This is a genomic window from Candidatus Aminicenantes bacterium, from assembly GCA_026393855.1.
Taxonomy (GTDB): domain Bacteria; phylum Acidobacteriota; class Aminicenantia; order Aminicenantales; family UBA4085; genus UBA4085.
Genome location: JAPKZJ010000070.1, coordinates 25,741 through 51,665 on the forward strand (window position 1 = coordinate 25,741; position 25,925 = coordinate 51,665).

General features: G+C 64.7%; 22 protein-coding genes. 13 read left to right on the forward strand and 9 right to left on the reverse strand.

Annotated elements, in window-relative coordinates:
• The first annotated feature begins 217 nt into the window (after positions 1-217).
• Both NTZ26_07905 and NTZ26_07910 read left to right on the forward strand, forming a co-directional pair.
• Complete coding sequence (locus tag NTZ26_07905; protein ID MCX6560425.1) at positions 218-865, forward strand: GWxTD domain-containing protein; 648 nt, start codon at positions 218-220, stop codon at positions 863-865.
• A gap of 60 nt (positions 866-925) precedes the next feature.
• Positions 926-2,623, forward strand: coding sequence for a C69 family dipeptidase (locus NTZ26_07910; GenBank protein ID MCX6560426.1), 1,698 nt, complete (start codon positions 926-928; stop codon positions 2,621-2,623).
• Between the two features lie 75 nt (positions 2,624-2,698).
• On the opposite strand, the gene NTZ26_07915 is transcribed toward NTZ26_07910, so the two are convergent.
• Positions 2,699-3,070 (reverse strand): hypothetical protein, encoded by a 372-nt coding sequence (locus NTZ26_07915; GenBank protein MCX6560427.1) that lies wholly within the window; start codon positions 3,068-3,070, stop codon positions 2,699-2,701.
• A 246-nt stretch (positions 3,071-3,316) separates the two neighbouring features.
• Here NTZ26_07915 and NTZ26_07920 point away from each other — a divergent pair, with 246 nt between their 5' ends.
• Positions 3,317-4,405: a hypothetical protein gene (locus tag NTZ26_07920; protein ID MCX6560428.1), complete on the forward strand. Its 1,089-nt coding sequence runs from the start codon at positions 3,317-3,319 to the stop codon at positions 4,403-4,405.
• On the opposite strand, the gene NTZ26_07925 is transcribed toward NTZ26_07920, so the two are convergent.
• Positions 4,402-6,171 (reverse strand): alpha/beta hydrolase-fold protein, encoded by a 1,770-nt coding sequence (locus tag NTZ26_07925; protein MCX6560429.1) that lies wholly within the window; start codon positions 6,169-6,171, stop codon positions 4,402-4,404. The two genes, NTZ26_07920 and NTZ26_07925, sit on opposite strands and share 4 nt — an antisense overlap.
• Positions 6,172-6,546: 375 nt before the next feature.
• Here NTZ26_07925 and NTZ26_07930 point away from each other — a divergent pair, with 375 nt between their 5' ends.
• From NTZ26_07930 to NTZ26_07950, 5 genes are all read left to right on the forward strand, one after another.
• Positions 6,547-6,954 (forward strand): DUF2177 family protein, encoded by a 408-nt coding sequence (locus tag NTZ26_07930; GenBank protein ID MCX6560430.1) that lies wholly within the window; start codon positions 6,547-6,549, stop codon positions 6,952-6,954.
• An 88-nt stretch (positions 6,955-7,042) separates the two neighbouring features.
• Positions 7,043-7,633 (forward strand): peptidylprolyl isomerase, encoded by a 591-nt coding sequence (locus tag NTZ26_07935; protein ID MCX6560431.1) that lies wholly within the window; start codon positions 7,043-7,045, stop codon positions 7,631-7,633.
• Between the two features lie 28 nt (positions 7,634-7,661).
• Positions 7,662-9,011, forward strand: coding sequence for a Xaa-Pro peptidase family protein (locus NTZ26_07940; GenBank protein ID MCX6560432.1), 1,350 nt, complete (start codon positions 7,662-7,664; stop codon positions 9,009-9,011).
• Between the two features lie 32 nt (positions 9,012-9,043).
• Positions 9,044-9,511 carry a peptidylprolyl isomerase gene (locus NTZ26_07945; protein ID MCX6560433.1) on the forward strand — a complete coding sequence of 156 codons (468 nt, stop codon included), beginning with the start codon at positions 9,044-9,046 and terminating at the stop codon, positions 9,509-9,511.
• A 30-nt stretch (positions 9,512-9,541) separates the two neighbouring features.
• Positions 9,542-11,218 (forward strand): M28 family peptidase, encoded by a 1,677-nt coding sequence (locus tag NTZ26_07950; protein MCX6560434.1) that lies wholly within the window; start codon positions 9,542-9,544, stop codon positions 11,216-11,218.
• A 6-nt stretch (positions 11,219-11,224) separates the two neighbouring features.
• On the opposite strand, the gene NTZ26_07955 is transcribed toward NTZ26_07950, so the two are convergent.
• From NTZ26_07955 to NTZ26_07965, 3 genes are all read right to left on the reverse strand, one after another.
• Positions 11,225-11,500 (reverse strand): helix-hairpin-helix domain-containing protein, encoded by a 276-nt coding sequence (locus tag NTZ26_07955; protein ID MCX6560435.1) that lies wholly within the window; start codon positions 11,498-11,500, stop codon positions 11,225-11,227.
• On the reverse strand, positions 11,500-14,571 hold the full coding sequence (locus NTZ26_07960; protein ID MCX6560436.1) for a hypothetical protein: 3,072 nt from the start codon (positions 14,569-14,571) through the stop codon (positions 11,500-11,502). The genes NTZ26_07955 and NTZ26_07960 overlap by 1 nt, the downstream gene beginning before the upstream one ends.
• Before the next feature lie 102 nt (positions 14,572-14,673).
• The gene (locus NTZ26_07965) at positions 14,674-15,651 is read right to left on the reverse strand and encodes a sulfatase-like hydrolase/transferase (GenBank protein ID MCX6560437.1); all 978 of its coding nucleotides are present in this window, start codon (positions 15,649-15,651) and stop codon (positions 14,674-14,676) included.
• Between the two features lie 192 nt (positions 15,652-15,843).
• Here NTZ26_07965 and NTZ26_07970 point away from each other — a divergent pair, with 192 nt between their 5' ends.
• Positions 15,844-17,457, forward strand: a complete 1,614-nt coding sequence (locus tag NTZ26_07970) for an alpha-galactosidase (GenBank protein MCX6560438.1) — start codon at positions 15,844-15,846, stop codon at positions 17,455-17,457.
• Here NTZ26_07970 and NTZ26_07975 read toward each other — a convergent pair.
• From NTZ26_07975 to NTZ26_07990, 4 genes are read right to left on the reverse strand one after another with little or no spacing between them, the layout of a single operon-like run.
• Positions 17,454-18,017 carry a hypothetical protein gene (locus tag NTZ26_07975; GenBank protein MCX6560439.1) on the reverse strand — a complete coding sequence of 188 codons (564 nt, stop codon included), beginning with the start codon at positions 18,015-18,017 and terminating at the stop codon, positions 17,454-17,456. The two genes, NTZ26_07970 and NTZ26_07975, sit on opposite strands and share 4 nt — an antisense overlap.
• Before the next feature lie 11 nt (positions 18,018-18,028).
• Positions 18,029-19,729, reverse strand: coding sequence for a lectin like domain-containing protein (locus tag NTZ26_07980; protein MCX6560440.1), 1,701 nt, complete (start codon positions 19,727-19,729; stop codon positions 18,029-18,031).
• A gap of 32 nt (positions 19,730-19,761) precedes the next feature.
• Entirely contained in the window at positions 19,762-20,727 is a 966-nt protein-coding gene (locus tag NTZ26_07985; protein ID MCX6560441.1) for a hypothetical protein, read from the reverse strand.
• Position 20,728: 1 nt separating this feature from the next.
• Positions 20,729-21,676 carry a DUF362 domain-containing protein gene (locus tag NTZ26_07990; GenBank protein MCX6560442.1) on the reverse strand — a complete coding sequence of 316 codons (948 nt, stop codon included), beginning with the start codon at positions 21,674-21,676 and terminating at the stop codon, positions 20,729-20,731.
• A gap of 514 nt (positions 21,677-22,190) precedes the next feature.
• Between NTZ26_07990 and hslV the strand changes: the two genes are divergently transcribed.
• Genes hslV through NTZ26_08010 form a run of 4 tightly spaced genes read left to right on the forward strand, consistent with a single transcriptional unit; the run spans position 22,191 to position 25,922 of the window.
• Entirely contained in the window at positions 22,191-22,718 is a 528-nt protein-coding gene (hslV, locus tag NTZ26_07995) for an ATP-dependent protease subunit HslV (protein MCX6560443.1), read from the forward strand.
• Entirely contained in the window at positions 22,718-24,076 is a 1,359-nt protein-coding gene (hslU, locus tag NTZ26_08000; GenBank protein ID MCX6560444.1) for an ATP-dependent protease ATPase subunit HslU, read from the forward strand. The genes hslV and hslU overlap by 1 nt, the downstream gene beginning before the upstream one ends.
• The gene (locus tag NTZ26_08005) at positions 24,073-25,152 is read left to right on the forward strand and encodes a fibronectin type III domain-containing protein (protein MCX6560445.1); all 1,080 of its coding nucleotides are present in this window, start codon (positions 24,073-24,075) and stop codon (positions 25,150-25,152) included. The genes hslU and NTZ26_08005 overlap by 4 nt, the downstream gene beginning before the upstream one ends.
• Positions 25,149-25,922: a fumarylacetoacetate hydrolase family protein gene (locus tag NTZ26_08010; protein MCX6560446.1), complete on the forward strand. Its 774-nt coding sequence runs from the start codon at positions 25,149-25,151 to the stop codon at positions 25,920-25,922. The genes NTZ26_08005 and NTZ26_08010 overlap by 4 nt, the downstream gene beginning before the upstream one ends.
• The last annotated feature ends 3 nt before the right edge of the window (positions 25,923-25,925 follow it).

Below are 25,925 nucleotides of genomic sequence, written 5' to 3' on the forward strand. Positions count from 1 at the left end.
CCGTCAACAGGCGGCCCGAATCGGCACGATTCTTGCGTGTTTCAGTACGTTCGCGGCGCTCGGACCCCGATTTTCAAATCGGGGGATTATGCGCCGCTCAGTATGAACCCTGCTAATACCCCGGGCTCGGGGTATCGAGCGGGTTCATTTGTCCGAGCTGACGACAAATGCTATCATGGACTCGTCAGAGGGAACGCACTCGCGAGGAGCAGGGACTATGAAATCAGCCCGTTGGATTCTTTTATTTACGGCCGCGGCGGTCTTGAGCGGTTGCGCCATGAACATGCTGCCGTCCAAGGACCCCTGGTACGCCCAGCACTATTTCTTGATGCAGAAGTTCGAGCAGGATGCCTATCGGGCCATGAGCGAAAACGGTCGCCTGGAGTTCCAGAAGATCTTCTGGGCCGAGCGTGCCCCGGCCGCCCGCGCCGAGTTCGATCGGCGGCTGGCCTATATCGACCAGACTTTCCGGCGGGAAAACTCGGCTCAGCCCTGGAACACCGACCGGGCCCGCATCTATCTTCTCAACGGCAGCCCGGCCTCGATCGAGTACAGCCAGAACGACGCCTGGGGTATGCAGGGGGCCGGCGGCGGGGCGGCGGGCGGAGCGGCCGGCATCAACAGCCGGACCAACGAGGACATCCAGGCCAACACCCTGGAAGTCTGGTCTTATCCCTACCAGCAGTACCTCGTCGCCTACGCTTTCAACTTCCAGCCTCCGAACAAATGGAAGGCCGTCTCGATGACCGCCGGTGGGGCGCGCTACATCGGTGACCTGGAGTCGATGAACCGGATGGGCGTGTGGGGCCCCAAGGATCCCGACGGCTACACCCGCAAGCTTGACGAGCTTCTGGCCATCAAATAGTTCGGTTGACACGCCGTTCGGGTATTCGCAATAATAGGTCCTCTTGACGAGGAGGACCGCATGATTCTGACGTCCCGTTCGCACGCCTGGAAACGCATTCTGTCCGTGGGCCTGCTGCTTCTGGCGGCCGGCCTGATCAGCGCCTCGGCCGCCAAGGCGCCCCAACCGACCTCGCCCTGGGCCAAGCCCTGGCCGGCGGAGTTCGACGGCTGCACCAGCATCATGGTCGGCCGCCTGGCCTCGGCCGACGGCTCGGTCATGACCGCCCACACCTGCGACGGCAACTACCGCCAGTGGGTCGCCATCGTGCCCCACGGCAAGTTCCCGGAGGGAGCCAAGAACAAGATCTATTCCGGACTGATGCACACCGAGACCCCGGTCGAGATGCGCAACGTCAAGCCAACCGGCGAGATTCCTCAGGTGGCCGAGACCTATGCCTTCATGAACACGGCCTACCCGTGCATGAACGAGGCCGGTCTGGCCATCGGCGAGACGACCATCGGCGGCCGCCGGGAGCTCTTCAACCCCGAAGGCCAGCTCATGATCGAGGAGATCGAGCGGATCGTCCTGGAGCGCTGCAAGACCGCCCGCGAGGCCATCAAGCTGGCCGGCGAGCTGATCAAGACCTACGGCTACGGCGACTTCGGCGAGTGCATCACCATCGCCGATGCCAAGGAAGTTTGGCATTGCGAATTCATGGGCGAGGGCCCGCTGCAGAAGGGCGGCGTCTGGGCCGCCGTCCGCATCCCTGACGACCAGGTCGGCATCTCGGCCAATATCCCGCGCATCAGCGAGATCGACCTCAAGAACCCCGATCGCTACATGGCTTCGGAGAACATCTTCAAGGTGGCCCAGGACATGGGTTGGTACGATCCTGCGAAGGGCGAGCCCTTTAAGTTTTGGAAGGCTTACAGCGGCATGAAACCGTTCATGATCCGCGAGTTCTACGTTCTCAGCACCCTAGCCCCTTCGCTCAACCTGAAGATGGACATGGCCGAGCTTCCGTTCTCCGTCAAGCCCGAGAAGAAGCTCTCCATCAGCGACGTTCTCAAGTACTACCGGGAAACATACGCCGGAACCGAGTGGGATCCGACCAAGAACCTGATGGTTCCGCGCCGCCAACAGATGCGCCGGCCCGGCTCTGAACCGGCCCAGCCGACCGCTCCGGCCCCGGCCCCCGAGATGGTCAAAAGCCCGCTGGCCCAGCCGTTCATCTCCGGCGACCTGGCCCAGCTCGTCAACGCCCTGAAGCCCGGGACGGTTTCCAATAGCCGGGCCATCGCCATCAGCGGCTGCGCCTACGCCACGGTGCTTCAGTGCCGGGCCAACATGCCGCCCGCGATCGGCACGGTCTGCTGGTTTGCCTTCGACAATCCCGGCTTGAGCGTGCGCATCCCCATCTATGCCGGGGTCACGGAGCTCCCTCCGAGTTTCGCCATCTGCGGCCAGTGGCGCTACCGGATGGATGCGGCGCCCTGGGTCTTCCGCCGGACCAATCGCCTGGCCACCGTCAAGTGGGGCGCGGCCGAGAAGATCATGATGGACAACCTGGCCGCCTTCGAGAAGAAGGCCCTGCTGGAGATGCCTCTGGTCGAGAAGACCTACCTGGAACTGCTGGCCTCCAAGACGCCCGAAAAGCTCCCCTTCACTCCGGCCCAGTACCTGACCAAGTACACCAACGACTTCGCCTACGCGGCCATGGGCAAGTCCATCGAGCTGGGCGACCAGTTCATGTTCCTGCTCCGCGGCGGGTTGTAAGCCGCGATTCCGTAGACGGACCGGCCCTCCGCCTCGCCTCGGAGCGATCCTCCGGGGCGGGGGGAGGGCTTTTTTTTAGTAGAGGTCGATGCCCCGGACGCTGCCGTTGAAGCGGTCTACGGCGCAGCGGAAGTTCATCCGGATGCGGCCGCGGTCGCGAGCCGAACGGTAAAAGGTGATCCGGCCGAAGACCTGGGCTTCAACCCGGCTGAGGGCCCGGATGTCGAGGGAGGACATGCCGGGCTGGGCGTCGCGCCCATATCGCCGGATGACGTAGTCGTAGACCGCCTGCCGGGCCATGTTCAGAATCTCGCCTCGCGACAAGCCGCGGTCGTAGCCGTAGCGGCCATAGGGGCCGACGCAGGCCGACGCGGCCAGGAACAGAACGAGAACAAGGAGAATCCATTTGCCCGCGGGGCGGGTTGCGCTGAAGAGCGGATTGATCATCGGTCAACCTCCTGAACGGATTTTCGAAGCCTCCGCCGGAGACTGAAAGCCCCCTTGCGAAAGGGCCCCTTCCGACGCCTTCATAATGCCGCGAAGCCGGGCCCTTGTCAAATGGCGGCGGGCGTGCTACCTTCTTTCTTCGGTCTGCGGCCCGCGGGACGCGCGGAGCGGGCCGGACTTGCGACGACGAACCCGCTCTGCGGATGCCGGTGGCGGGACCGCCCGGCGTCCGGAAGGAGACCCGCCATGGCCAAGTTCGAAGGCATCCGTTGGGCCGACAAACAGCTGCGCTTTCTCCTGACGGACAAGTCCGTCCAGATCCTTCCCGGGGACGCGCCGGTGGCCGCCTGCTCGCGCTCGACCAACTATGCCATCTTCCTGGCCTTCGAGGGCATCCGCTTCTTCTGCCGGAAAAACGCGGCCGGCCGCCTTGAGGTCGTCTTCCTGAACTGGGATAGGAACCTGGAGCGCTTCCGCCGCGGCATGGCCTTCAACATCGGGGCCGATCAGGAAGCGCTCGTCCCGACCCGGGAGGAGATGGAGGAGGTCTTTGTCCGGCGCTATTTCGCGGATCCGGCCATGCGCCCGTTCTTCGAGGAAATGGCGGCGATGGGGGCTCAAGGCTACCTTCGTCCGTTCACGATCGACGAAGAGCAGTCGATCGGCGTCACTTATCCCGCCCAGCCCGCCATCCGGGTCCTGGCCAGCCGGTATGACCATTACCTGGGCGAGCCGTTCGAGGGGGTCGTCATTCCCCATCTGGTCCGGGCGGTCGCGATCAACGCTATGGGCTGCCTCAAGCTGGGCGTCAACTATGTCGTCAGCATCAAGGCCATCGAGGCGGCCCGCAAGATCCATCCGGGGGCGGCGGCCGCGCTCTTCCTGGACGATCAGACCCATATCCCCATCGAAGACCGGCACATTACGGAGTGGGACACGTCCTGCTGCCTGTTTGCTTTCACCGACGGGACCGTCGTCAAGATTCCCGAAAGCAATCTCATCCTGCCCTCGATCACCATCCAAGGCATCACCGCGATCCTCCGCCACCGGGGGGTCGCGGTCGAGGAGCGCCATCTGCCCTACGGCGAGCTTGTCCGCCGGGCCGAGACCGGCCAGCTCGTCGCCGTCTGCAGCGTCGGCACCGCCGGCATCCTCAACCGCTGTGCCGGGCTCGTCCTGGTCGACGGCAAGGGCGGGCGCCGCAGCCTGCATCGCCCCGATCCCACGCATCCTCTCTACGCCGAGCTGGCCGAAGCCCGGGCGTATTATTGGGACATCTACAAGGGGCTGGCTGAGCCCCTGCCCGGGATGAATCTGTTCCGGTACGAAATCTAGTATTTCCAGCTCGTCAGGTCCGCCCCCAGCGGCGCCGTCTTGCGCATCCGCTCGACCGCCTGGGGGATATACATTTGATGATAGCGCAGGCGTGATAAGGCGTTCGGCCGAGTCGGGTCGCCGTTCCAGCAATGCTCGGCCCGGTCGCCGTAGGCCACGTCGCCCGCGTAATAAGGGTCCTTGGTGCTCTTCAGGAATGATTCCACGAGATACACCGCGTTGTTGAGATAGTAGTTGTCCATATCGCCGACATAGATGCGGATCTTGCCCTGGAGCTTGGGGCCGAGCGTCTTCCAGTCGCGTTGGAGAATGGCCCCTAGATCATAGTGCTCCTTCCAATAGGCCGCCACCTGGGGGTCGATCACTCCGGTCCGCTTGTCCCAGATGGGCTTGGGGTAGCCGTCCGCTCCGACCGGGGAGAAGACCGCCTGCCAGATGTCCCACTGATCGCCCGATCGGCCCTTCGAGGCGATGGCCAGCTCACGGTGGTTGGCCTGCTCCAGGGTGGTGGCGACTTCGCCCAGGTAGTTGCGCAGGCCCGGGCGCGGCGTCTTCTTCCATGGGCCGTCCGGATAGTAGGCGTTTTTCTGGGAATAGATGTCGACGACCGTATAGGCCCGGAAGTCAATCGGGTCGGGGCATGCGGCGACGCAGCCGTTGAACTCGTCGGGGTAGAAGACCTGGGAGGCCAATGCCTCCCAGCCGCCGGTGGATCCGCCGTAGAGATAGCGGGCCCAGCCCGCGCCCAGGCCGCGGAAAGTTTTTTCGATATAGGGGATGAGCTCATAGACGATCGCGTCGCCGTAAGGCCCCAGGTTGGCCGAGTTGACGGCATAGGAATCATCATAGTAAGGGTTGGCGTGCTGAATCTCCATCAAGATGGCCCGGGGGAAGTCCTTGCCCGTCCAGTCCTTGTAGAACTGATAGGCGTACTCCTCCTGGATGCGGTTGTAACCCGGCAGGTGAAAGCGGTCGCTGTAGTCGGGCTTCAGGTTCGGATCGGGCGGCTCCTCCCGGAAGCCGTCCACCGTATACGGGAAATGGCCGTGGTAGACGATCAGGGGATAGCGTGCGTTTGGATGTTCGTTGAACCCCTCGGGCAGGAGCAGGCAGGCGCCCAGCTCCACCGGGCGGCCCCAGAACGCCGACAGCTTTTCGCTGCGGATCTTGATGTGCTTGACGTGTTTGGTGTCCCGGGGCGGGGCGATCGGCGGAATTTCCTTGTTCAGAGAAAGGCTGATGGTTCGCGAGGCCATCGGGTCGATGGTGATCTTTTCCGGCGCGCTGTAGAGGTTGCCCGGCTTGGCGTTCCAGCGCTGGCCCTCGCCCTTGTCGGGCGGGAGTTTGACGGTGTGGCCGTCGGAACGAGTATACGTCTCGTAACGGTTGAACAAGGCTTGGACGTAGTATTCCCCGGCCGGGAGGTCGGCCAGGCTGGGCAGGGGATAGCCGAAGACCGAGGCGTCGATGACGGCCTCCGTTCCGGGAGCCAGCCCGTCGACGTCGATCCCGAAGACGATCTGGGTCGCGGCTCCGTCGCTGACCTGAAACCGCGGCTCGGCCGAACCGTCGTTGGAGATGAGAAGCAGGATTCGGCCGTCCAGCGGGGCGGCGCTCCGCTCGGCCGGGAAGGAGACGGCGAATTTCAACAGGACGCTGGCCTTGCCGTTAGCGGCCGGCTGGCAGGAGAAGGCGGCGAGCAACAGCACGGCCAGTCCCGTGATCCGAGCGAACTGCGAGCGGAGGCGGCTTAGGATGTTCGACATGGCATTTCCTCCTTGTATTCGGTAGGCGCGCGGCCGAGCGGGGACTTCTTCTGCCCGGCTTGGCCCATTACAATGCCGACGGGGCCGGCTTGTCAATTCCTCCGCGCCGTCGTTACGACGGAGCTTCGGTCGGGGGGGCGGGGGCTTTCTGAGGAATTTTTTCGTGGTCATAGCGAGTCCTGCCCAAAGGGCAGAGAGTGGCTATCTCAACGTTGGCAGGGAACGAGGTTGCCGCGTCATCGCCTTCGGCGAGGACGCGCAACGACAAAAAATCCCGCAAGGTCGCCGGTCCAATTCGGATTTGGAAGAAACAACTAATTTTGGGTTAGAATGAATCCATACTCTGCTGGAAGCGCACTCTCGGGAGGTGAGCCCATGCCGTTCGGGAAAGCCGTTCTTCTCTACGCCCTGACCGTTCCGGTTTTCTTCGCCGTTGATATGGTCTGGCTGGGGCTGATCGCGAAGCCTTTCTATGCCAAGCATATCGGTCACCTGATGGCGGCCAAGGTCCGCTGGACGCCGGCCCTGATCTTCTATTTCCTGTATATTGCCGGCATCATCTTCTTTGCCGTGCTGCCCGCCTTGGAGAGAGGAGGGCTTGGCCGGGCGGTCCTATCCGGCGCCTTGCTGGGGCTTATCGCCTATGCCACCTACGACCTGACCAACCTGGCGACGCTGCGCGATTGGCCCGTCCAGGTCACCGTCATCGACCTCGTCTGGGGAATGGTCTTGACCGGATCGGTCGCCGCGGCCGGTTTCGGGATCGCGGGGAAAATTCTCTGAGGGGATCTCCCCCCATCCGCGCTGGAACGGAAGCCCGTCCCTCTGATAGAATCCTCCCCATCCGGCCCGGCCGGAAACAGGAGGCGACATGATTCCGTTCGTCCTCGCATTATCCCTGGCCCTGGCCGCCCCGCCCGTCCGTCCCGCTGCGCCGGAAGTGAATCCCCGGGTCATCCTTCGAACCGAAATGGGGGATATCACCATCGAGGTCGCCGTCGATCAGGCTCCCCTCACCGCGGCCAATTTTCTTCGCTACGTGGATGCGGGCCGTTACAATGGAACAGTCTTTCATCGGACTGTGACCCCGTCCAGTCCCCGCAACAAACCGGTGCCGATCGCGGTTATCCAGGGCGGCCAGGTTGTCGGCGACAAATCCTTTCCGGCCATCGCTCTCGAGCGGACAAGCGCCACCGGACTCCGGCACGCCGACGGAGCGGTCTCCATGGCCCGCTCGGGGCCGGACACGGCGACATCCAGCTTCTTCATCTGTGTCGGCGACCAGCCCGAGCTCGATTTCGGCGGCAAGCGCAACGCCGACGGGCAGGGCTTCGCCGTTTTCGGGCGGGTCGTCGCCGGGACGGAAGTCGTGCGCCGGATTCACCAGTCCCCGGTCGATGAGCGGGAGCTTCTGACGCCGTCGATCCGCATTCTCACGGCGTCCCGCGTCCCGCCCATGTGACGGCCGCGAAGTCGATCAGGAGATGAACATGAAAAAATGCGTTTATGCGACGATCCTGCGGCGGGCCTTGGCCGGGGTCCTGCTTCTCCCCTTTCTGGCGGGCCTGCTGGCCGCCCAGCGGGTCGGCTTCTCCAAGGAAGAATTCGTCCGTCGGCGCCAAGCCCTCTGCGAGCGGACCAAGGACGGCCTGATCGTCCTCTTCGGCGAGGACAGGCCTCCCGCCGGGGCTCCTTCCCGGCAGGATAACGACTTCTTTTACCTCTGCGGCGTCGAGGATCTGGGCGCCATCCTGGCCATGAACGCCCGCACGGGGGAGACTAATCTTTTTCTGCCCCGACAATCGGCGCGCGAGGAGATGGTCAGCGGCGCCAATCTGCTTAAGGACGAGTCGGCCAAGGCCCGACTCGGCCTGGCCAACCTCTATGATGTCGGCTACTTCGACGAATACCTGGCCCGTATCCTGCCTGGAGGAAGACCGCTCTGGCTTCGCCTCCAGCCGGGCGACACGGCGGACAACGCCCGCAGCGAAGTCCTCATCTTTGAAGCCCGCAAGAACCGGACCCATTACAACGCCCAGATGACCCGCGATGATTTCCGCATCGAGCGGTTGCGCGAGCGGTATCCCGCCGCGGAGCTGAGGGATGTCACGCCGTTCCTGGATGCCCTGCGGGCGGTCAAGAGCCCGGAGGAGATCGCCGTTATGCGCCGCAACGGCAAGCTTTCGGCCGAGGCCGTGCGGCAGGCCATGCTGGCTTCGCGGCCGGGCGTCTTCGAATATGAAATCGAGGCCGCGGCCCGATACGTGACGCTCAAGGGCGGGGCCAGCGGGATGGCCTTCGCTCCCATCGTCGGCTCGGGTCCCAACACCTGCGTCTGGCATTACGACCAGAACGGCCGCCAGACCAAGCCCGGCGACCTGGTCCTGATGGACTTCGGGGCCGATCTCGACCATATGGCCATGGATATCACTCGGACTTGGCCCGTTTCAGGCGTCTTCAGCCGCGAGCAGCGCGAAGTCTACGAGATCGTCCTGGCCATCGAACAGGCTTGCATCGAAGCCTACAAGCCCGGCGCTACGACGGCCGACGTCCAAGTCCACGTGGCCGAGGTCCTCAAGCGCAAGGGGTTGGACGCCCGCGGCGAAAGGGGCGGGTTCGGCCATTTCGTCGGCTTGGGGACGCACGACGTCGGGCCCCGGATCGCCAAGCTCGAGGAAGGCATGATCTTCGCCATCGAGCCGGCCTTGTATTATCCGGAAAAGGCCATCGGTATCCGGATCGAAGATACGGTGCTCATCACCAAGGACGGCTGCGAAGTCCTGACCCGCGACGCCCCTAAAGAGATCGCCGACATCGAGAAGCTCCTCGGCCGCCGCTGACCGGGGAATCGCGCCGAAAACAGGAGGAAAGCATGAAACGCATCGTTCGCATGTTCGCCCCGCTCATTCTGGCCGCGGTTTTGGCGGCCCAGACGGCCGCCCCAGCCCAGAAGCCGGACGGCGAGCCGGATCGGATCACCCTCCAGCACATCCTGATTTCGTTCCTGGGAAGCGCCGGGACCGTCCCCGACGTCACCCGGACCCAGGCTGAGGCCAAGGCCCTGGCCGAAATGATCCTCGGCCTGGCCCGCCAAGGCGGGGATTACGGAGCCCTGGTCAAGCAGTATACCGACGACCGCGCGCCCGGCATCTACAAGATGGCCAATTTCGGCGTCGACCCGATCCAGGGCCCGCCGAGCAAGAAGGAATACGCCCGGGCCAAGATGGTGGCCGCCTTCGGCGACGTCGGATTCAAGCTCAAGGTCGGGGAGGTCGGGCTGGCGGTCTACGACCCGATCAAGTCTAAATATGGCTGGCATGTCATCAAGCGGCTGGAATAATCTCCGGCCGAAGGCCAAGGGAACGCACCCATGAGAAACTCGTCGCATCGCTGTCGCTTCGGATACGGGTTCGCTCTGATCCTCCTCCTGGCCGGCTTGGCCGCGGCCCAGTCCCGGGGGCTCAAGCTCATCCGGGCGGAAGACATGAGCCGCTGGCTGGAGTTCCTGGCCGCTCCCGAGTTCGAAGGCCGCAACTCGCCCTCGACGCCCTACACCATCGCTGCCCGTTATGTCGCTCTGGAAGCCCGGCGGATCGGACTCAAACCGCTTCTGCCCGGCGGCGAATGGTTTCAGCCCGTGCCGGTGGAAGTGACGACTGTTTCCGCGGCGAAGTCCCGCCTGCGCGTCGTCGGCTCGGGCGGCGAACAGACGTTTTTCTTTCCCCAGTCTTTCGTCGCCAATCCCCGCGGGATGAACGAAGGGACGGCGTCCGGCGGGCTTGTCTTGGTTGAACCATGGCCCGCCCTTCCGGCCGCCGAGCTCGAAAAGGCGTTGAACGCCGTTGGCCTGGATTTCCGGGGCAAGATCGTGGTGACGCTCGCCTCGACCCCTCCCGCCGCCGCTTCATCCCAGGCCGGCGGCACGGCCGCCATGATCCTGGCGCGATTCCTGCGGAGCAAAGGGGCGGCGGGTATGGTCACCATCATCACCCCCGAAAGAGAGAAAAACCTGGCCCAGAAAGGGCTTTGGTTCGATGTCGGCGAGCGGCTACGCTTCCCGGATATCGACACCTCGATCCCCGGCTCCGCGGCGCCGGCCGTCGCGGCGCCCGGCGCCGGCGCGGCTCCCGCTCCCTTCTATCAGGCCGAAGTCCGTCACGACGCCGGGGCCGCCATCCTGGGCCTTTCCCGCCCCGAGCTCGAGGCGCTGTTCGACGGCGCCGGCCGGGCCGCCGCCGTCACGGCCAAGGAGATGGCCGGCCGGACGGTCGAGATTGCGATCTACTTCGATGTTCGTGCCGCCTCGACGCCGAATGTCGTCGGCTGGATCGAAGGCTCCGATTCGAAGCTCAAGGACGAGTTCGTCGTCCTCAGCTCCCATATCGATCACCTCGCCTCCCGGGAAGGAAGGATCTTCCCCGGGGCCGACGACAACGGTTCGGCCACGGTCGGAATGCTGTCCTTAGCCAAAGCCTTGACGGCGGAGCGGCCGCGCCGTTCGATCGTCTTCCTGTGGAACACCTGCGAGGAGGATGGACTGGTTGGGGCCTATTATTTCGTCCAGCACTGCCCGGTCCCCGTGGACAAAATCAGCGCGAATCTGAATATGGACATGCTCTCACGCAACGATCCGGGCATGATCTATCTCATCGGCTCGAACAAGATCTCTTCCGAGCTTGACCGCAGCTTCCAGGTCCAGAACGAGCGTTCGGTCCGGCTGAGGCTCGACTATACCTTCGAGTCTCCGACCCATCCCGACCGGTTCTTCTTCCGCAGCGATCAGTACCCTTTTATCCGCTTCGGGATTCCCGGCGTCTGGGTCTTTTGCGGGACGACCCCCGACTATCATCAGGCGACGGATTCGTTCGAGCGGGCCGATTTGGCCAAGGCCGAGAAGGTCGTCAAGCTGGTCTACCTGGTGGCGCTGGATATCGGCAACAAACCGGCTTTGCTCAAGCTGGATCTCAATCCCGAGATTGCGACCCGGGGCGCCCACAACATGCGGATCAACTGGCAGCGGCCGGCCGGACCGACCGAGAAGCGCTGACCGGAATCAGATCCGAGTGCGATCCTTCCAGGCCCACCACTTGAGCAGCGCCGGCTTGGGGGCCTTGCGGGAGGCGAAATAGACGAGACTGCGGAAGACGTACAATTGGCAGCGGTCGATCCTAACTCCTTTCAGGGCGCATAGCCGCTCGTACATCTCCAGCGGGTCCCGGCCTTTAAGCTCGGTCGGGCTTCGGAAGCCCAGCCGCCAAAGGTCCTCGGCCGTTTTAGGGCCGACGTTGGGGAGGGTCCGGAACCGCTTCAGGACGGACGCCCGCTCCATCAATTCCCCCCGCCGGCCTGGATCGGGTCGAGGCGGACGGCGACCTTGCCGCTATAGGCCTTGCCGTTGACGGTCAGCTTGACGGCATAAACGCCCGGCTCGGCGGTTTGGCCGCCGCCGGCGCGCCCGGCGTAGCCGCCGCCCATCATGCCGCCGCGCCCAAGCAGCGGCTGGATCAGTCGTTGGATCTCGGTGACCTTGCGGAAGTTCGCTCCGAAGGCCTCGAGCTGCTTGGCCGCGTCCCTCAAAGTCGTCTTGGCGGCCTCGCTAAGGTCGGACCGAAGAAGTCCGCCCTCGATCTGTTTTTTGAGAGTGCCTGCCAGGTTCTGGGCCGTCGGCGTAGGCGGGTCGAAGCGCAAGTCCCAAACCACCCGGTTGACGCCCGCGTCGGCCGCGTCCAGGATGAACGTCGTCTTGAGCGTTCCGGTGGCGTCGGTGATTTCCATGGTCGCCGGAGCCTGCGGCTTGTCTTTAAGATAGAAGTGGAGGAGAGCCCCGGAGGGCGGGTTTTCGCCCTTGAAGAAGAGGTCACCCCGGCCGTAGCCGCCCCGCTGGATGCTGAGCCACCGCGTGCCCGGTTTATTGCCTTCGAACAGCGCGGCGTCCTGGGCCAGGACGGCGTCGGTCGCCTGGCGCAGCCCGGTGATGTCGTCCAGGATCCAAAAGCCGCGGCCGTGGGTGGCGGCGATCAGGTCGTTGTCGCGGGGATGGATCAGCAGGTCGTGGACCGCGACCGTGGGCAGGTTGAGGTTCAGGGACGACCAGCTCTGGCCGCCGTTGCGGCTGACGAAGGCTCCGAACTCGGTGCCCAGAAAAAGCAGATTCTTGGCCTTGAGGTCCTCGCGGATGACATAGACGGGCTGGCCGTCCGGAATGCCCGCGGAAGCCGCCGTCCAGGTCTTGCCGAAGTCGGCGGTTTTGAAAACATAGGGGTGGAAATCGTCCGAACGGTGCCCGTCGAAGGCGACGAAGCAGGTGCCCTCGTCGAAGTGCGAGGCCTCGACCCGGCTGCACCACAGCCCGGCCGGTACGCCCTTGATGGCCGGTCGGACGTTGGCCCAGGTGACTCCGCCGTCGCGGGTCATCTGGACGTTGCCGTCGTCCGTGCCCACCCAGATCAGCCCGGGCGTCAGGGGCGATTCGGAGATGGTGATGATCGTGCCGTATGTTTCGGCCCCGGTCACGTCCGGGGTGATGCCGCCGGTCGGCTTGGCGGGGGCGTATTTGCTCTTGTCGTTGGTCGTCAGGTCGGGGCTGATGAGCATCCAATGATCGCCCCGATCCACCGATTTGAAGAGGTGATTGCCGCCGAAGAAAACCGTGCGCGGGTTGTGGGGCGAAAGGACGATAGGCGTGCTCCAGTTGAAGCGGAAGACGCTTGTCCGTCCCTGCCCGGCCGCGGTCTGGGGGGAGCCCGCGGCGCCGGCCGCACCGCCCCGGGCGCCGGCCTGGGGCTTGGCCGGAGGCTGTGGCGCCTGCGCGCCGCGCTGACCGGCGGCCGGCTGGGCCGGAGCGTCCGGGAAGTACTGCTTGTAGTTGGCGATATTGCCCTGGGAGGGCCGAATGCTCTTGGCTTCCCGGGTCTCGACGTTGACCCGCTGGACGGAGCCGCCCTGGCTCTCGCCGTAGAGCGTCCGCCAGTCGGTCGGATCGTTCTGGGTGTGGAATCCGTCGCCGCCCCCGACGTTGAACCAGAAGTCGGTCAGGATGGTCCCTTCCCGGCTCATCGACGGGCCGCCCCAGGTTCCGTTGTCCTGCAGGCCGCCGTAGACATAGTAGGGATCGCGCATGTCGGCGCTGACGGCGTAGAACTGGCTGACGCAGAGATTGTCATAGAAGAGCCAGGTCTTGCCGTGGTCATAGGTGATCGAGGCGCCGCCGTCCTGGCCGACGTAGAAGCGGTTCTTGTTGGCCGGATCAAGCCACATGGCGTGGAAGTCGGGGTGCAGGCCGCCGATCGTCGACCAGGTCTTGCCGCTGTCGGCCGAGAAATTCAGGCTGGTGTTGAGGAAATAAACCCATTTGTCCTCGACCGGGTTGATGTAGATGTGGCTATAGTAGAACGGCCGGTTGTTCAGCCGGTTCTGGTAGGACCAGGTGGCGCCGCCGTCCTCGGACCGGTAGATGCCCGTGCCCAGTTTGGTCATGTCGTCGTACTCGGGGTTGGGCTTGGACTCGGTTCCGGACAGGATCGTCTGCCGGGGCTGGAAGCCGTGCTCCACGACGGCCATCAGGATCTTGGGATTGGACCGCGAGACGGCCAAGCCGATGCGGCCGACGTCCCCGGCCGGGAGCCCCTTGGTCAGCTTGGTCCAGGTGGCGCCGCCGTCGGTCGTCTTGAAGATGCCGCCGTTCGGCCCGCCCGAGTCGAACCGCCAAGGTAGGCGCAGCCGCTCCCAGAACGAGACGTAGAGGACGTTGGGATCGACCGGGTCCATGACCAGATCGATGGCGCCGGTCTTGCCGTCGTTGGGCAGGCCGCCGGCCAGCTTGGTCCAGGTCTTGCCGCCGTCGGCCGTCTTGAACAGCCCCCGGTCGCCCGTGAAGCCCCAGGGGTGGCCTGAAGCCGCGGCGTAGACGATATCGGGATTCGTCGGGTGGGTCAGGACGCGCCCGATCGTCTGGGTCGTCTCCAGTCCCGTACGGACAAACGTCTTGCCGCCGTCCGTTGATTTATAGATGCCGTCGCCCCAGGCGATGCTGTTGCGGGCGCATTCCTCGCCGGTGCCGACCCAGATGAGGTCCGGGTTCTTCTGGAAGACGGCGACGTCGCCGATCGAGGCGGAGCCGTATTTGTCGAAGATGGGCTCCCAGGTGGTCCCCGCGTTGATCGACTTGAAGACGCCGCCGGAGGCCGAGGCGACCAGGACGAAGCTGAAGTCGTTGTCCAGGGCTTCGAAGTCGGAGATGCGGCCGACCATGTTGGCCGGGCCGATGGATCGCCACTTCAGGTGCTTGATCAGGCTCGACTCGTTGACGGCCGGAGCGTTCTGAGCCGAAAACGCGCCGCTGAAGGCCAGGACGAGGATGACGGCTGCGACCGCCCGAACGGTGGCTCTTCGTGTTGTCATGGGGAGACCTCCTGGAAGATGCGCCCGGAGCCCATCGATCGGCCTCGCGGGTTTATTCCAGGCGATTATATGTAATTAGGCCAATCGGAGTCCACCCGCTGACTAGACGCCGGCTTGCCCCGGCGGCCGCACGCCGCGTCCGACCCGGCCCGTCAAGGCGTCGCCCAGCTCTTGGCGCGCCTTTTCGGCCAAGGCCTGCAAGTCCTTGACGACGTCGGGATGGCTCGCGGCGACGTCCGTCGTCTCGCCGATGTCCGACTCGAGGTCGTAAAGCTCCAGCCCGGTCTTCCCCTGGGCATAAGGTCCCGGGAATCCATTTTGGCCCGGATCGACGCCCCGATAGGACCGGTAGACGTGGGGGAAATGGAGCTTCCAGCGGCCTTGCCGGACCGCCTGCAGCTCGCGGCCGTAATAGAAAAAGAAGTGGTCGCGGGGCACGGCCTTCTCGTCGCCGGCCAGGATCGGCACCAGGCTGACGCCGTCGATCGGCTGCGGCGGCAACGGGGCGCCGACGATCTCCGCCAGCGTTGGCAGGATGTCGATCGTCGAGGCGATCAGGCTGATGGTGCGTCCAGCGGGGATCCGGCCCGGCCAACGCATCAAGCAAGGTACCCGGGCTCCTCCCTCCCACATCGTCCCTTTGCCCTCGCGAAGCGGCCCCGCCGACCCCGAGCTGGTCCCGAAGTTCAGCCAGGGGCCGTTGTCACTGGCAAAAACAACCAGGGTGTTCTCGTCCAACTTGAGGCGGTGGAGCGTCTCGAAGAGGCGTCCGGCCGACCAATCGATCTCCATCATCACGTCGCCGTAAGGCCCCTGGCGGCTGCGGCCGCGGAATTTGTCGGAGACCCCGAGCGGTGTGTGGGGCATGGAGTGGGCCAGGTAGAGGAAGAACGGCCGCTCCCGATTGGCCTCGATGAATCTGACCGCCCGCTCGGTGTAGCGCGTCGTCAGCGCGTCCATCTGGGCCAGGCTCCCGATCGTCTCGACCGTCCGGGCGCCGCTTCGGTGGTCTTGTCCCGGGCGCTCCCATTTTACGTGATACGTTCGCGGCGCCAAACCCCGATTTTCAAATCGGGTCACGGCTTCATGCCTGCCCCGGCCGCCGGCCTGCTCCTGGCCTAGGAGATCCTGGACGGGCGGGCCGCGACAATCAACATCTCGCCCCTCCGGCTGGAACGCTTCCGGACGGGGGATCTGCTCAGCGAATACAACGTCTTCTGACCTCCGCGCCCGGTCGGCGTTTCTGCTACAATGGCAGCCCGGAGCACACTCATGAAGCTGTTCGGAAAACCGGCCGTTGAAGGCGTCATGGCCCGCCAGGATGGAGGCTTCCGTCTGGAGGCTTCCGTGGCGACGATCGCCGGCGGGTTTATGGCTTCCGGCCGGGTTCGGGGCCGGGGCGACCGGATCGAAGTCTTCCGCGCGCCCGCTCCCCGCCGCTTTCTCCTCAACAACTGGCAGTCTTGGGGGCCCACCCAGGCCCTTGACCTCGGCGGCCGGCTCGAAGGCGTCGCGGAACGGATGGCGAACTACAGTCGTTGGGTTTTCTCGCCCATCCCCGCAGTCTTCGCCGGGGCCGTGGTCAGTGATTATTTCATCGCTTGGGAGGACACGCTCGTCGGGTTTCTCTCTTCCCAAATCGCCCACCCGTATTTCGTCGTCGAGGGCGACGAAATCGCCGGCTATCTGGAGTATTTCGGCGCCGACCAGCCCGACTGGGTCCGGCTGGAACCCCTGGTCATCCTGCGGGGAGCTCCGATCGAGGACTTGCTCGAGGCCTACGCGCTTTTAGCGGGTTCGGACGCGGATGTCCGAGTCCCCGCCCCCAACCCGGTCGGGTGGTCCAGCTGGTATCAATATTTCACCAACCTGACCGGCGCCGACGTGGACAAGAACCTCCGCTTGGCGGGCCAGGGGTTCCCCTTTGAAGTCTTCCAGATCGACGACGGCTATGAGGCCGACATAGGCGATTGGCGGACCGTCAAGCCCGGATTTCCCAACCCGGCGGACCTGGCTCGCCGTATTCGCGAGCGAGGTTTCATGGCCGGGATCTGGACCGCGCCGTTCAGCGCTTCGGAGACTTCGGAGATTTTCGGCCGGCACCCGGACTGGTTCGTCTCGGAGGACGGACGGCCCAAGCCCTGTTATAGGAATTGGAAAAAAACCATTTACGCCCTGGATACCACCCACCCTGACGTCCAGGCCTGGCTGTTCGAGACGTTCGAGGCCTTTAAAAGGATGGGGTATACCTATTTCAAGATCGACTTTCTCTTCGCCGCAGCCATGGCGGGAGAGCGACGCGAAGCGGCGACTCCCATGCAAGCCTATCGGCGGGGGATGGACGTCATCAACAAGGCGGCGGCCGGCGGCTTCGTCCTGGCCTGCGGCGCGCCGCTTCTGCCCTCGCTCGGATTCTGCCGGGGCATGCGCGTCGGCGAGGATACGGCCCCGTTCTGGAATCCGCGGATGTCGGGCCTGCAGGGGCCCAACGCCTACATCGCCCTGAAAAACCCGATTTTGCGTTGGTTTATGCACCGGCGTTGGTGGCTCAACGACCCCGACTGCCTGCTGCTGCGCGAGATGGACATCGATCTGACCTTCGACGAGAAGGCCCTCTACGCCCGCGCCGCGGGGCTCCTGGACGCCATGCTCATCGACAGCGACGATCTGGAGCTTGTCGATGCCCGCGGCCGGGCCCTGCTGGCCGAGGCCGTATCACTGAAAGGCGGCCGGCCCCGCGTTCGCGGCGTGCTGGACGACGATTTCTACCTGATCGAATCGATAGGCGGCCCGGCAGGAGATAAGCGCTTCGCTGCCAACCTGTCGGAGCGGATGCGGGTGATGGATGGGCGCGAGGTGGGCCCCCGCTCGGGCGCTTTTCTTTAGAGTCCGAAGCCGAGCCCGGCCACGGCCCGGAATCCGCCCAGATCGACCCGGTCGTCGAAGGGGTCGACCCAGAGGACGCCGTACTTGATCTCGGCCGAGAGGAAAACCCGCTTCATGATCCGGGCGTTCAGCCCGAGGGCCATGGAGAATGAGATGTCGTTGCCTTTGACGTTGTAAGCGGTCAGAAAAGGGCTGTCGATATGGATCTTGTACATGGAAACGCCGGGGCCGATTTTGAGATAGGGGGTCAGCCGGCCGGTCGGCCATTCCTGCCGGTAGAAAAGCTCGAACCCGGAAACGCTCAATGAAAAGAGGTCTCCGAATAGGCCGACCCGGGCCTCGCGTTTGTAGGCGGCTTCATAGGACAGGCCGACGCTACCGGTAGGGGAGACGCGGAAGGTGATCGTCGGGACGGCCACGACGCCGCTTCCAAACACGCCCCGCAGGTTGGCGTCCTTGAGCGTTCGGACGCCGTAGAGGAGACCGATCTCTCCCCGGAAGCCCCAGGCGGATGCCGCCAGGACGAAGAGGAGCAGGCCGGCCGGGATGGTTTTCTTCATCGGCCGGGATGTCAGATCGAGAATTCGGCGGGGTCGCTCTCGCGGCCGTCCGCCAAGACGGCGGTGACGCGGTAGACGAAGGCGTCGTCCTTCTTCACCGCCCGGACGAAAAAGATCAGCTGCGTGGAGATCGTTTCGCCCAACAGGGCGAACGCGGCATCCGTGTCCGCCTGGGCTCGGCGGTAAATCCGGTACTTGGACACGGCCGCCGTGTTCTTGGGGTTGGCCAGCCAAGTCAGCTTGTCGACATACTCCTTGAAAAAGAAGAAGTTGTTGGTCAGCCGCTCGACCTTGAGCTCGGCCGGGGGATAGGCGGCGGGATAGCCCGCATAGGCCTTGAGGCAAAGGCTGGTCCGGGCGTATTTCGTCCCGTCGGCCGCGGTCAGATCGGTCCAAACCGCGCCGTCGGGGCTGATGAAGCCTTCGCCCGGATTGGCGGTGAATGCAGCCGTCATGTCGGCGATCGGATGTTCCAAGGGGATGGGGAACTCGTCGCCGTCTGTCTGAAGCCTGACGACGACGGAGAAGCGCTGATTGAGGAGCAGCGGAAGGGAGGTCGTCAGCGGGATGGTCATGAAACCGGGAGTTGAGAAGGACCCGGTCTGGCGGAGGGCCAGGCTGCCGCTCCTCGGCCGGCCGGGGACGGCATCCTTATAAATCAAAATCTCGTATGTGCCCGCGGCCGTGAAGGCGTAGAAGCCCACGGCGGCCAATGGGTCGGCGGACGAGGCCACGAACTGGGAGGCGAACCAGCCGGCATCCGCATCGAAGCCCAGCCGCGAGGTGCAGCCGTTGGGATCGTAGGCGTACTGGACGGTGTAGCCGGCCTTGGGCTCGGCCGTGAACGCGGCGCTGAAATAGCGGCGGGCCAGGAACGCGTCGTAGTAGGAGACGTAGAAATAACCGCCGCTTCCCCAGGCGGAGCCGAGGCTGTTCTTGCACAGGAAGGCGCCGTTGCCGGGCGCCGGGGGGGAGAACTTCGCTCGATCGAACGAGTCATCCCAGCCGGCGATGGCGACCGCCCTTGTTTCGCCTTCCGTGCCGGTGTTGAGGTAGGCGGCCTGGGGGGCGTTATAAGCGGCGGCGGTGAAGACCATATCCGCCCAGATCGCGCCGTAATCCATGACGGCCTGCTTGAGGCGGTCGTTGTCCAAGGCCGCGGTCCGGGGCGGGAAATAGGCCACGTTCTGGACGTGCTTGACGGCGCTGTCGTCGCGGATCGCCGCCGGCCACGGGTCGTCGGATTCGCGGATGGGGTCGGTCCAGCGGGCCAAGGCGCCGACCACGGCGTCGAGCGAGACGGTGCCGAGAAGCCCGGCCCGGAGGTGTTGCTCGGAGAAATCCCAGACTTCGGAAGGCTTGAGAGAAGACTCCAACGAGGCCAGGGCGGCAAAGACGGTCGATCCGCCGAGCACGCCTTCGTTCCGAACGGGCGTCATCTTGTTCAGGGCCCGCAGGTCATAGTATGCGGGCAAGGCTTCGGCTTGCATAGGGGCGGAAGCCGCCGTCAGGCGGACGGCATCATGCGTCCCGGCGACGATGGCGCCCGGGAGGAGCGAGCCCTGGAGCCGGAGAAGTCGGGCCACATCCGGGTGGAGCGGCGCTTGAATGGGCGGAACGCCCGCCGGCGCGGTCTGCGCGCCGGGCCGGGCCGAGCTGATCCCGCCCGCCGTTAAAATTAGGATAACCGCCAAAAAGGCGCATTTTCGCATGAAACACTCCGCTTTGTCCCCGATGGGCAGGGCTATTGTAACATAAAGAGGAAACGCGTTGAACGCGATGTGGGCTCACAGCGGAACCGGTCGAGGGCGGTTTTGGCGGCACCCGGCCCGGCGCCGGTCAACAGGGCGGAGATGTCCCGGCCGTTGGGCCGCCAGGCGACCGTGCGCCCTTTGTCGTCCGTTGCGGTCAGAGTTTCTTCCGCGGATATGGCGATATTCTTGTATTTTCCCGCCGCTTCGAGCGCTTTCCGGATCTCGGGGATCCGGGCGGCTGCTTCCTTGGCGGACGCAAATCGGAAGAGAAAGGCCCATTCGCCGCCCTTCTCGGCCGCGGCGGCCTCCGCGAAGCGGAGTACGTCGCCCGTGAAAAACGGGTGGATATTGTAAAGCCCGATCACGCCTTTGATGTATTTCCGATGCGGGGAGGATGCGAACTCCGCTGGGAGTCGTTCGAAGAGGTCCGGCGGAGTTCCCCGCGAAGGGAGAAGCGATGCCGCGGCCTCGCCTATCGCCCGCACGCCGGCCAGGCATTCCGGGCTATCATCGAATCCCGTCACCGTGACCTGGTAGGACCCTTTCCAGAAGTTGAGGTAATAATCCTCGAGATCGGCACCTTGGCCGATGGGCACGGATTTGCCTCGTCCGCTGGCCTTGAAGGAAAAGGCGCCGAACGCGGCCCGGGGATCGGTCATTTCGAAGATCTCGAGCGTGACGGTTCGGCCCGCGGCGTTGCGGTAATCCCGGGCGATCACCCGGCGGAATCCGTATTCCTGATAGATCTCGGCTCCGCCGTCGATGTAGACGAACAGCTCTTCGCCCTGAAAGCGCTGGATATCGCCGTTCGGCGACCAGCCGGGAACCCGGCCCGCGGGCGGGAGAAAGCCGGCCAAATCGCCGGGCCGCTCGGACTGGGTGGAGAGAGCCGCCGGTGCGAACAAGACAAGTAGGAGCGCGGCCGTCCAGGCCGCCTGCCGGAGCATCCCCGCCACGTCAGACCTTGGCCGTCTCGATCCGGACTTTGCGCAGGTCGATCTCGCCCAGCTTGCGCTCGAAGGCCTTGCGGATGCAGACGACGTCCGCGGGGTTCAGCCCGATGATCTCCTTGGCGCAGTAGGCGTCGATTGCCACCCGGTCCACCCCGGCGATGATCTTGCCGGGCTTGGCCAGGTCGCCGGGTCCCATCGGCCCGTTGCTGGTGATGATCTCAGTGGCGTCGACGATGTTGAGATGGGGCTTGAAAACGGTGTTGAGGTCGACGATGCAAGTCTCCAAATGCTCGATGTCGGCCGGGTCGGTCTTCCAGTTGGTTTTGTGGAAGGTCCGGTTGCTGGCCCCGGAGTTAAGCCCCATATGATTTTTGAGCGTGCCGGTGAACTTGTTTCCGGCATGATCCTTGGTGATCGGCATGTTGATATAGAGGTCGTAGCCGTCGAGCTCCTTGGGCACTCGGGCCTCCGTCAAGGCCTGGCCGCCGGGGATCGCAACGGCCTTGAAATTAGCCTCGTCGCGGGGGATGAGCTTGAGCGTGATCCCCTCTTCCTGGACGACCTGGGCCAGCCCGGCGCCGTCCCAGTGGGCCTGGGTCAGCAGGCTCAAGCAGGCGATCTCGGAGGCCCCGGCCGCCTTGCAGAGCTTGATGACGGAGCGCAGAATCTCGGGCTTGGTGAACGTGCCGGGATGCTTGCTCTGGACGTTGGGCAGGAGGGCCACCTTGGCCCCCTTGGGGACGAAAGCTCCCATGCCGCCCAAGATCGAGACGGCTTTGGCCGTCATAGCGGCCGCGTCCGTGCCGGAGACCACGGCCAGACCGATCGGCTGGGCGTCCGGGCGCCCGGTCCGGGCCCAGCCCTTCGTCGCTTGAGTTCCGATCAGGGCTGCCGCTCCGAGGGTCGCGCTGCGCCCAATGAATTCGCGTCTTTTTAGGGTATTTCCGGCCATGGTGTCCTCCGCGGGGATCGTTTGATCGATATAACGCTATCGCAAATCGCCAATAAAATCAATGTTCTGGACTCCCTTGGGACTCCCTTGGAGGGGGGGATCCCTTTGGATGGGGACCCTTTGGTCGGTTCCCCCTCCAACGTCGCCCCGTCTGAGAGACGGGACTCCTGCCACCCCCTCAAGGTAGCCTTCTCCGTTTGCCTTTCATCTTACTATCGGGAGAAATTAGTTTTTAAACTCGGGCGAGGGGTTCGGGGGTGAGCGCCGATGCGGAAATTTCGCTGCGTTGTCTCGGCTTTTGAGGGGAGCCGGCCCGGAAAGAGGCCGGCCGGCGAGGATGTTTGAGCGTTCCGGGCGAAATCCGTAAAATCGATCACGGAACGCGAGTTCCGAGCCGCCGAAAAAGGCGAGCCGAAACGGCGCAAAAATTTCCGCCGGAGCGAACCCCTGACCCCGAGCCCTTCTTTGACTATGGGCCGCCCATGCCTTATATTGAGTCTTCGAGGAAAAACCGATGATCCGCTCCACCACCATCCTCTGCGTCCGCCACGAAGGCAAGGTCGCCATCGCCGGCGACGGCCAGGTCACCCTGGACAAGATCGTGCTCAAGCACTCGGCCCGCAAGCTCCGCCGGCTCTACGGCGAAAAAGTCCTGGCCGGCTTCGCCGGCGCCACCTCGGACGCCTTCGCCCTGTTCACCCGGTTCGAGGCCAAGCTTGAGGAATACAAGGGCAATCTCTCCCGGGCGGCCATCGAGCTGGCCAAAGACTGGCGGATGGACAAGGCCTTGCGCCAATTGCAGGCCTTGATGATCGTGGCCGACGCCGCGGATTCGTTTCTTATTTCGGGCACCGGCGACGTAGTCCAGCCCGACGACGGGATCCTGGCCATCGGCTCCGGCGGGCCCTTCGCCCTGGCCGCGGCCCGGGCCCTCGTCAAGCACGCCCATCTGACCGCGGCCGAGATCGCCCGCGAAGCCCTGGCCATCGCCTCGGAGATCTGCATCTACACCAACGACCGGATCACGGTCGAGGAGCTGTAATGGCCGAAGACAAGGATTTCGAAGTCGAGCGCACGCCGCGCGAGATCGTGGCCGAGCTCGATAAATACATCATCGGGCAGACCGCGGCCAAGAAGGCCGTCTCCATCGCCCTGCGCAACCGCTTCCGGCGCCGCCGCGTCCCGGGGGCCCTGGCCGAGGAGATCACGCCCAAGAACATCCTGATGATCGGGCCGACCGGCGTCGGCAAGACCGAGATCAGCCGCCGCCTGGCCAAGCTGACCTCCTCGCCCTTCCTGAAAATCGAAGCCAGCAAGTTCACCGAAGTGGGCTATGTCGGGCGCGACGTGGAATCCATTGTCCGCGACCTGGTCCGCATGTCCGTGGACTTGGTCCGCCAGGAGAAGGCGGCCGAGACCCTGGACAAGGCCGCGGCCGGAGTGGAGGAAAAGCTTCTCGATCTGCTGGTGCCGCCGCCCCGCCGCCACGACGCGCCGCCCACCGAGGACGAGTACCAAAGCCTTTTCGAGACCCGCGAGAAGATGCGCAAACAGCTCCGCGACGGCCTGCTCGAGGACCGCGTCGTGGAGGTTGAGGTCAAGGACAAGCCCTCCGGGCCGATGGATATCTTCGCCAACTCCGGGATGGAGGACATCGGCATCCAGATCCAGGAGATCCTGCCCGGGTTCGCCGGCAAGAGCAAGAAGCGCAAGGTTAAAGTGCACGAAGCCCGCGAGCTTCTGCTGGACGAAGAGCAGCGCCGCCTCATCGATATGGACCAGGTCAGCCGCCTGGCCATCGAGCGGGTGGAGCGCTCCGGCATCGTCTTCCTGGACGAGCTCGATAAGATCGCCGGCCGCGAGAGGGGCCAGGGACCCGAGGTCAGCCGGGAAGGCGTTCAGCGCGATCTGCTGCCGATCGTCGAGGGCACGACCGTCCACACCCGCTACGGCCTGGTCAAGACCGACCATGTCCTGTTCATCGGGGCGGGGGCTTTCAACGTGGCCAAGCCGTCGGACCTCATTCCGGAGCTCCAAGGCCGCTTCCCGATCCGGGTCGAGCTGCAATCGCTGGTCAAGGCCGATTTCGTCCGGATCCTGACCGAGCCGGAGAACGCCCTGATCAAGCAATACGCGGCTTTGATGGCCACCGAGGGCATCCGAGTGGATTTCGCCGCCGACGCCATCGACGAAATTGCCCAGATCGCCGAAGACGTCAATCGCGAGGCCGAGGATATCGGCGCCCGGCGGTTGCATACGATCCTGGAAAAGGTCATGGAGGAGATCGCCTTCCGGGCTCCCGATCTCGACTCCAAGCACGTGACCATCGACCGGGCCTACGTCCAGGCTCAGCTGCGGGACGTGCTCAAGAGCCAGGATCTCAAGAAATTCATCCTATGATGAGAGGCCCGCGTCCCATCCCCGCCGTGCTGGCCGCCGTCCTCCTTTTGCTCGCCGGCGGGTGCGGCAAGAAGGGGAATCTGCGGCCTCCTTTGCGCCTCGTGCCGCAAGCGGCGGAAGGCCTGCGGGCTTCGCAGCGGGGGGCCCGGATCGTCCTGGCCTGGACCAACCCCGAATCCTACAACGACGGCTCGCCCCTGGGCCCCGTCGGATCCGTCGAGATCTGGGAAGGCGCCGCGGCGGGCGATTTCCCGGACGCCGCCCGTCTGGTCAAATCCCTCGCTGCCGCCGACCTCGAACCGCTGCGGGCAACACCCGATCCGTCGTCGCGCGCCTACGCGATCTCGTTTCTTCCCTCCGGCGAGTCTCCTGCCGCCGGCCGGCCGAGGCTGTTCGCCTTGCGGGTCGTCGACGCTCGGCGGAAACGGGCCTCCGCGTTCACTCCGCCTATCGGCGTGAATTATGTTCCCGTCCCCCTGCCTCCGGCCGACGTGCGGGCGGAAGTGAGGGAGGACCGGATCGTCCTGCGCTGGACGCCGCCGACGGCCAATGCCGACACCTCCACGCCGCCGGCGTTGGGGGGGTACAACGTCTATCGCGCGGAAGGCGGGGCGCCCTTGCGTCGGCTGACCGAACGCCCCTTGACCGAGCCCCCGTTCGCCGACGCGGATTTCCAGTTCGGCCGCGCCTATCGCTATGTCGTCCGCGCCGTCGCGGCCGCCGACGCCGCGGCCGAGAGCGAGGACTCGGCGCTTCTCAACCTGACGCCGCGCGACGTCTTCGCCCCGGCTTTGCCGTCGGGGCTGACGGCGACGGCGGGGGGCTCCGTGATCACCCTGCTTTGGGACCCGGGGCGGGAGGCCGACCTGGCCGGCTATAAAGTCTGGCGTCGGGACGCCGGCGGCGGCGGATGGACGCTGTTGACGGAGGCGCCCGTCGCCGGAAATGCCTATACCGACGTCTCGGCCGCGAAGGGGATCCGATACGAGTATGCGGTTGCCGCCATCGACGCCTCCGGCAACGAGAGCGCCCGCTGTGCTCCGGTTGCCGAGATCCTCAAGGAGGGGCGGGCATGAAGTTCGTCCGCTACGCGCACCGCGACGAAATCGGGGCCGGGATTCTGGAGGAAGACCGGATCCGACCGGTCCGGGGCTCGATCTTCGATTCCGTCCAGCCCGAAGATCGAACGATTCCCCTCGGCCAAGCGACTCTTTTGGCGCCCGTCCTGCCTTCGAAGATCGTCGCCGTCGGGCTTAACTACAAAGACCATGCCGCGGAGCGGAACAAGCCTCTGCCCGACGAGCCCCTGCTCTTCCTCAAGCCGTCCACCGCGGTTATCGGCCCCCACGACGCGATCATCTATCCCCGCATGTCCCGCCGGGTCGACTATGAAGGCGAGCTGGCCTTCGTCATCGGCCGCCGGGCCTACGGCTTGACCGAGGCCGATAAGGCCGAGGATTATATCTTCGGCTACACCTGCTGCAACGATGTGACCGCCCGCGACCTGCAGGACAAGGACAAGCAGTTCACCCGGGCCAAATCGTTCGACACGTTCGCCGCCCTCGGGCCCTGCCTGGTTACGGGGCTCGACCCCTCGGCCCTGGCCATCCAGACTTTTCTGAACGGCGATCTCCGCCAATCTTCGAATACGTCGAACCTGATTTTCCCGGTGCCGTTCCTGCTTTGGTTCATTTCCCAGGTCATGACCCTCCTGCCGGGGGATGTGGTTACGACCGGCACGCCCGCCGGGATCGGACCGATGCACCCGGGCGACCGGGTCGACATCCGGATCGAAGGCATCGGAACGCTTTCCAACCAGGTGCTGAAAATCACATCGTCCGCATGAGGA

Coding starts and splice junctions, on each gene's coding strand:
- NTZ26_07905 (MCX6560425.1), top strand. CDS start 218: ATGAAATCAGCCCGTTGGATTCTTTTATTTACGGCCGCGGCGGTCTTG.
- NTZ26_07910 (MCX6560426.1), top strand. CDS start 926: ATGATTCTGACGTCCCGTTCGCACGCCTGGAAACGCATTCTGTCCGTG.
- NTZ26_07915 (MCX6560427.1), bottom strand. CDS start 3,070: ATGATCAATCCGCTCTTCAGCGCAACCCGCCCCGCGGGCAAATGGATT.
- NTZ26_07920 (MCX6560428.1), top strand. CDS start 3,317: ATGGCCAAGTTCGAAGGCATCCGTTGGGCCGACAAACAGCTGCGCTTT.
- NTZ26_07925 (MCX6560429.1), bottom strand. CDS start 6,171: ATGTCGAACATCCTAAGCCGCCTCCGCTCGCAGTTCGCTCGGATCACG.
- NTZ26_07930 (MCX6560430.1), top strand. CDS start 6,547: ATGCCGTTCGGGAAAGCCGTTCTTCTCTACGCCCTGACCGTTCCGGTT.
- NTZ26_07935 (MCX6560431.1), top strand. CDS start 7,043: ATGATTCCGTTCGTCCTCGCATTATCCCTGGCCCTGGCCGCCCCGCCC.
- NTZ26_07940 (MCX6560432.1), top strand. CDS start 7,662: ATGAAAAAATGCGTTTATGCGACGATCCTGCGGCGGGCCTTGGCCGGG.
- NTZ26_07945 (MCX6560433.1), top strand. CDS start 9,044: ATGAAACGCATCGTTCGCATGTTCGCCCCGCTCATTCTGGCCGCGGTT.
- NTZ26_07950 (MCX6560434.1), top strand. CDS start 9,542: ATGAGAAACTCGTCGCATCGCTGTCGCTTCGGATACGGGTTCGCTCTG.
- NTZ26_07955 (MCX6560435.1), bottom strand. CDS start 11,500: ATGGAGCGGGCGTCCGTCCTGAAGCGGTTCCGGACCCTCCCCAACGTC.
- NTZ26_07960 (MCX6560436.1), bottom strand. CDS start 14,571: ATGACAACACGAAGAGCCACCGTTCGGGCGGTCGCAGCCGTCATCCTC.
- NTZ26_07970 (MCX6560438.1), top strand. CDS start 15,844: ATGAAGCTGTTCGGAAAACCGGCCGTTGAAGGCGTCATGGCCCGCCAG.
- NTZ26_07975 (MCX6560439.1), bottom strand. CDS start 18,017: ATGAAGAAAACCATCCCGGCCGGCCTGCTCCTCTTCGTCCTGGCGGCA.
- NTZ26_07980 (MCX6560440.1), bottom strand. CDS start 19,729: ATGCGAAAATGCGCCTTTTTGGCGGTTATCCTAATTTTAACGGCGGGC.
- NTZ26_07990 (MCX6560442.1), bottom strand. CDS start 21,676: ATGGCCGGAAATACCCTAAAAAGACGCGAATTCATTGGGCGCAGCGCG.
- hslV (MCX6560443.1), top strand. CDS start 22,191: ATGATCCGCTCCACCACCATCCTCTGCGTCCGCCACGAAGGCAAGGTC.
- hslU (MCX6560444.1), top strand. CDS start 22,718: ATGGCCGAAGACAAGGATTTCGAAGTCGAGCGCACGCCGCGCGAGATC.
- NTZ26_08005 (MCX6560445.1), top strand. CDS start 24,073: ATGATGAGAGGCCCGCGTCCCATCCCCGCCGTGCTGGCCGCCGTCCTC.
- NTZ26_08010 (MCX6560446.1), top strand. CDS start 25,149: ATGAAGTTCGTCCGCTACGCGCACCGCGACGAAATCGGGGCCGGGATT.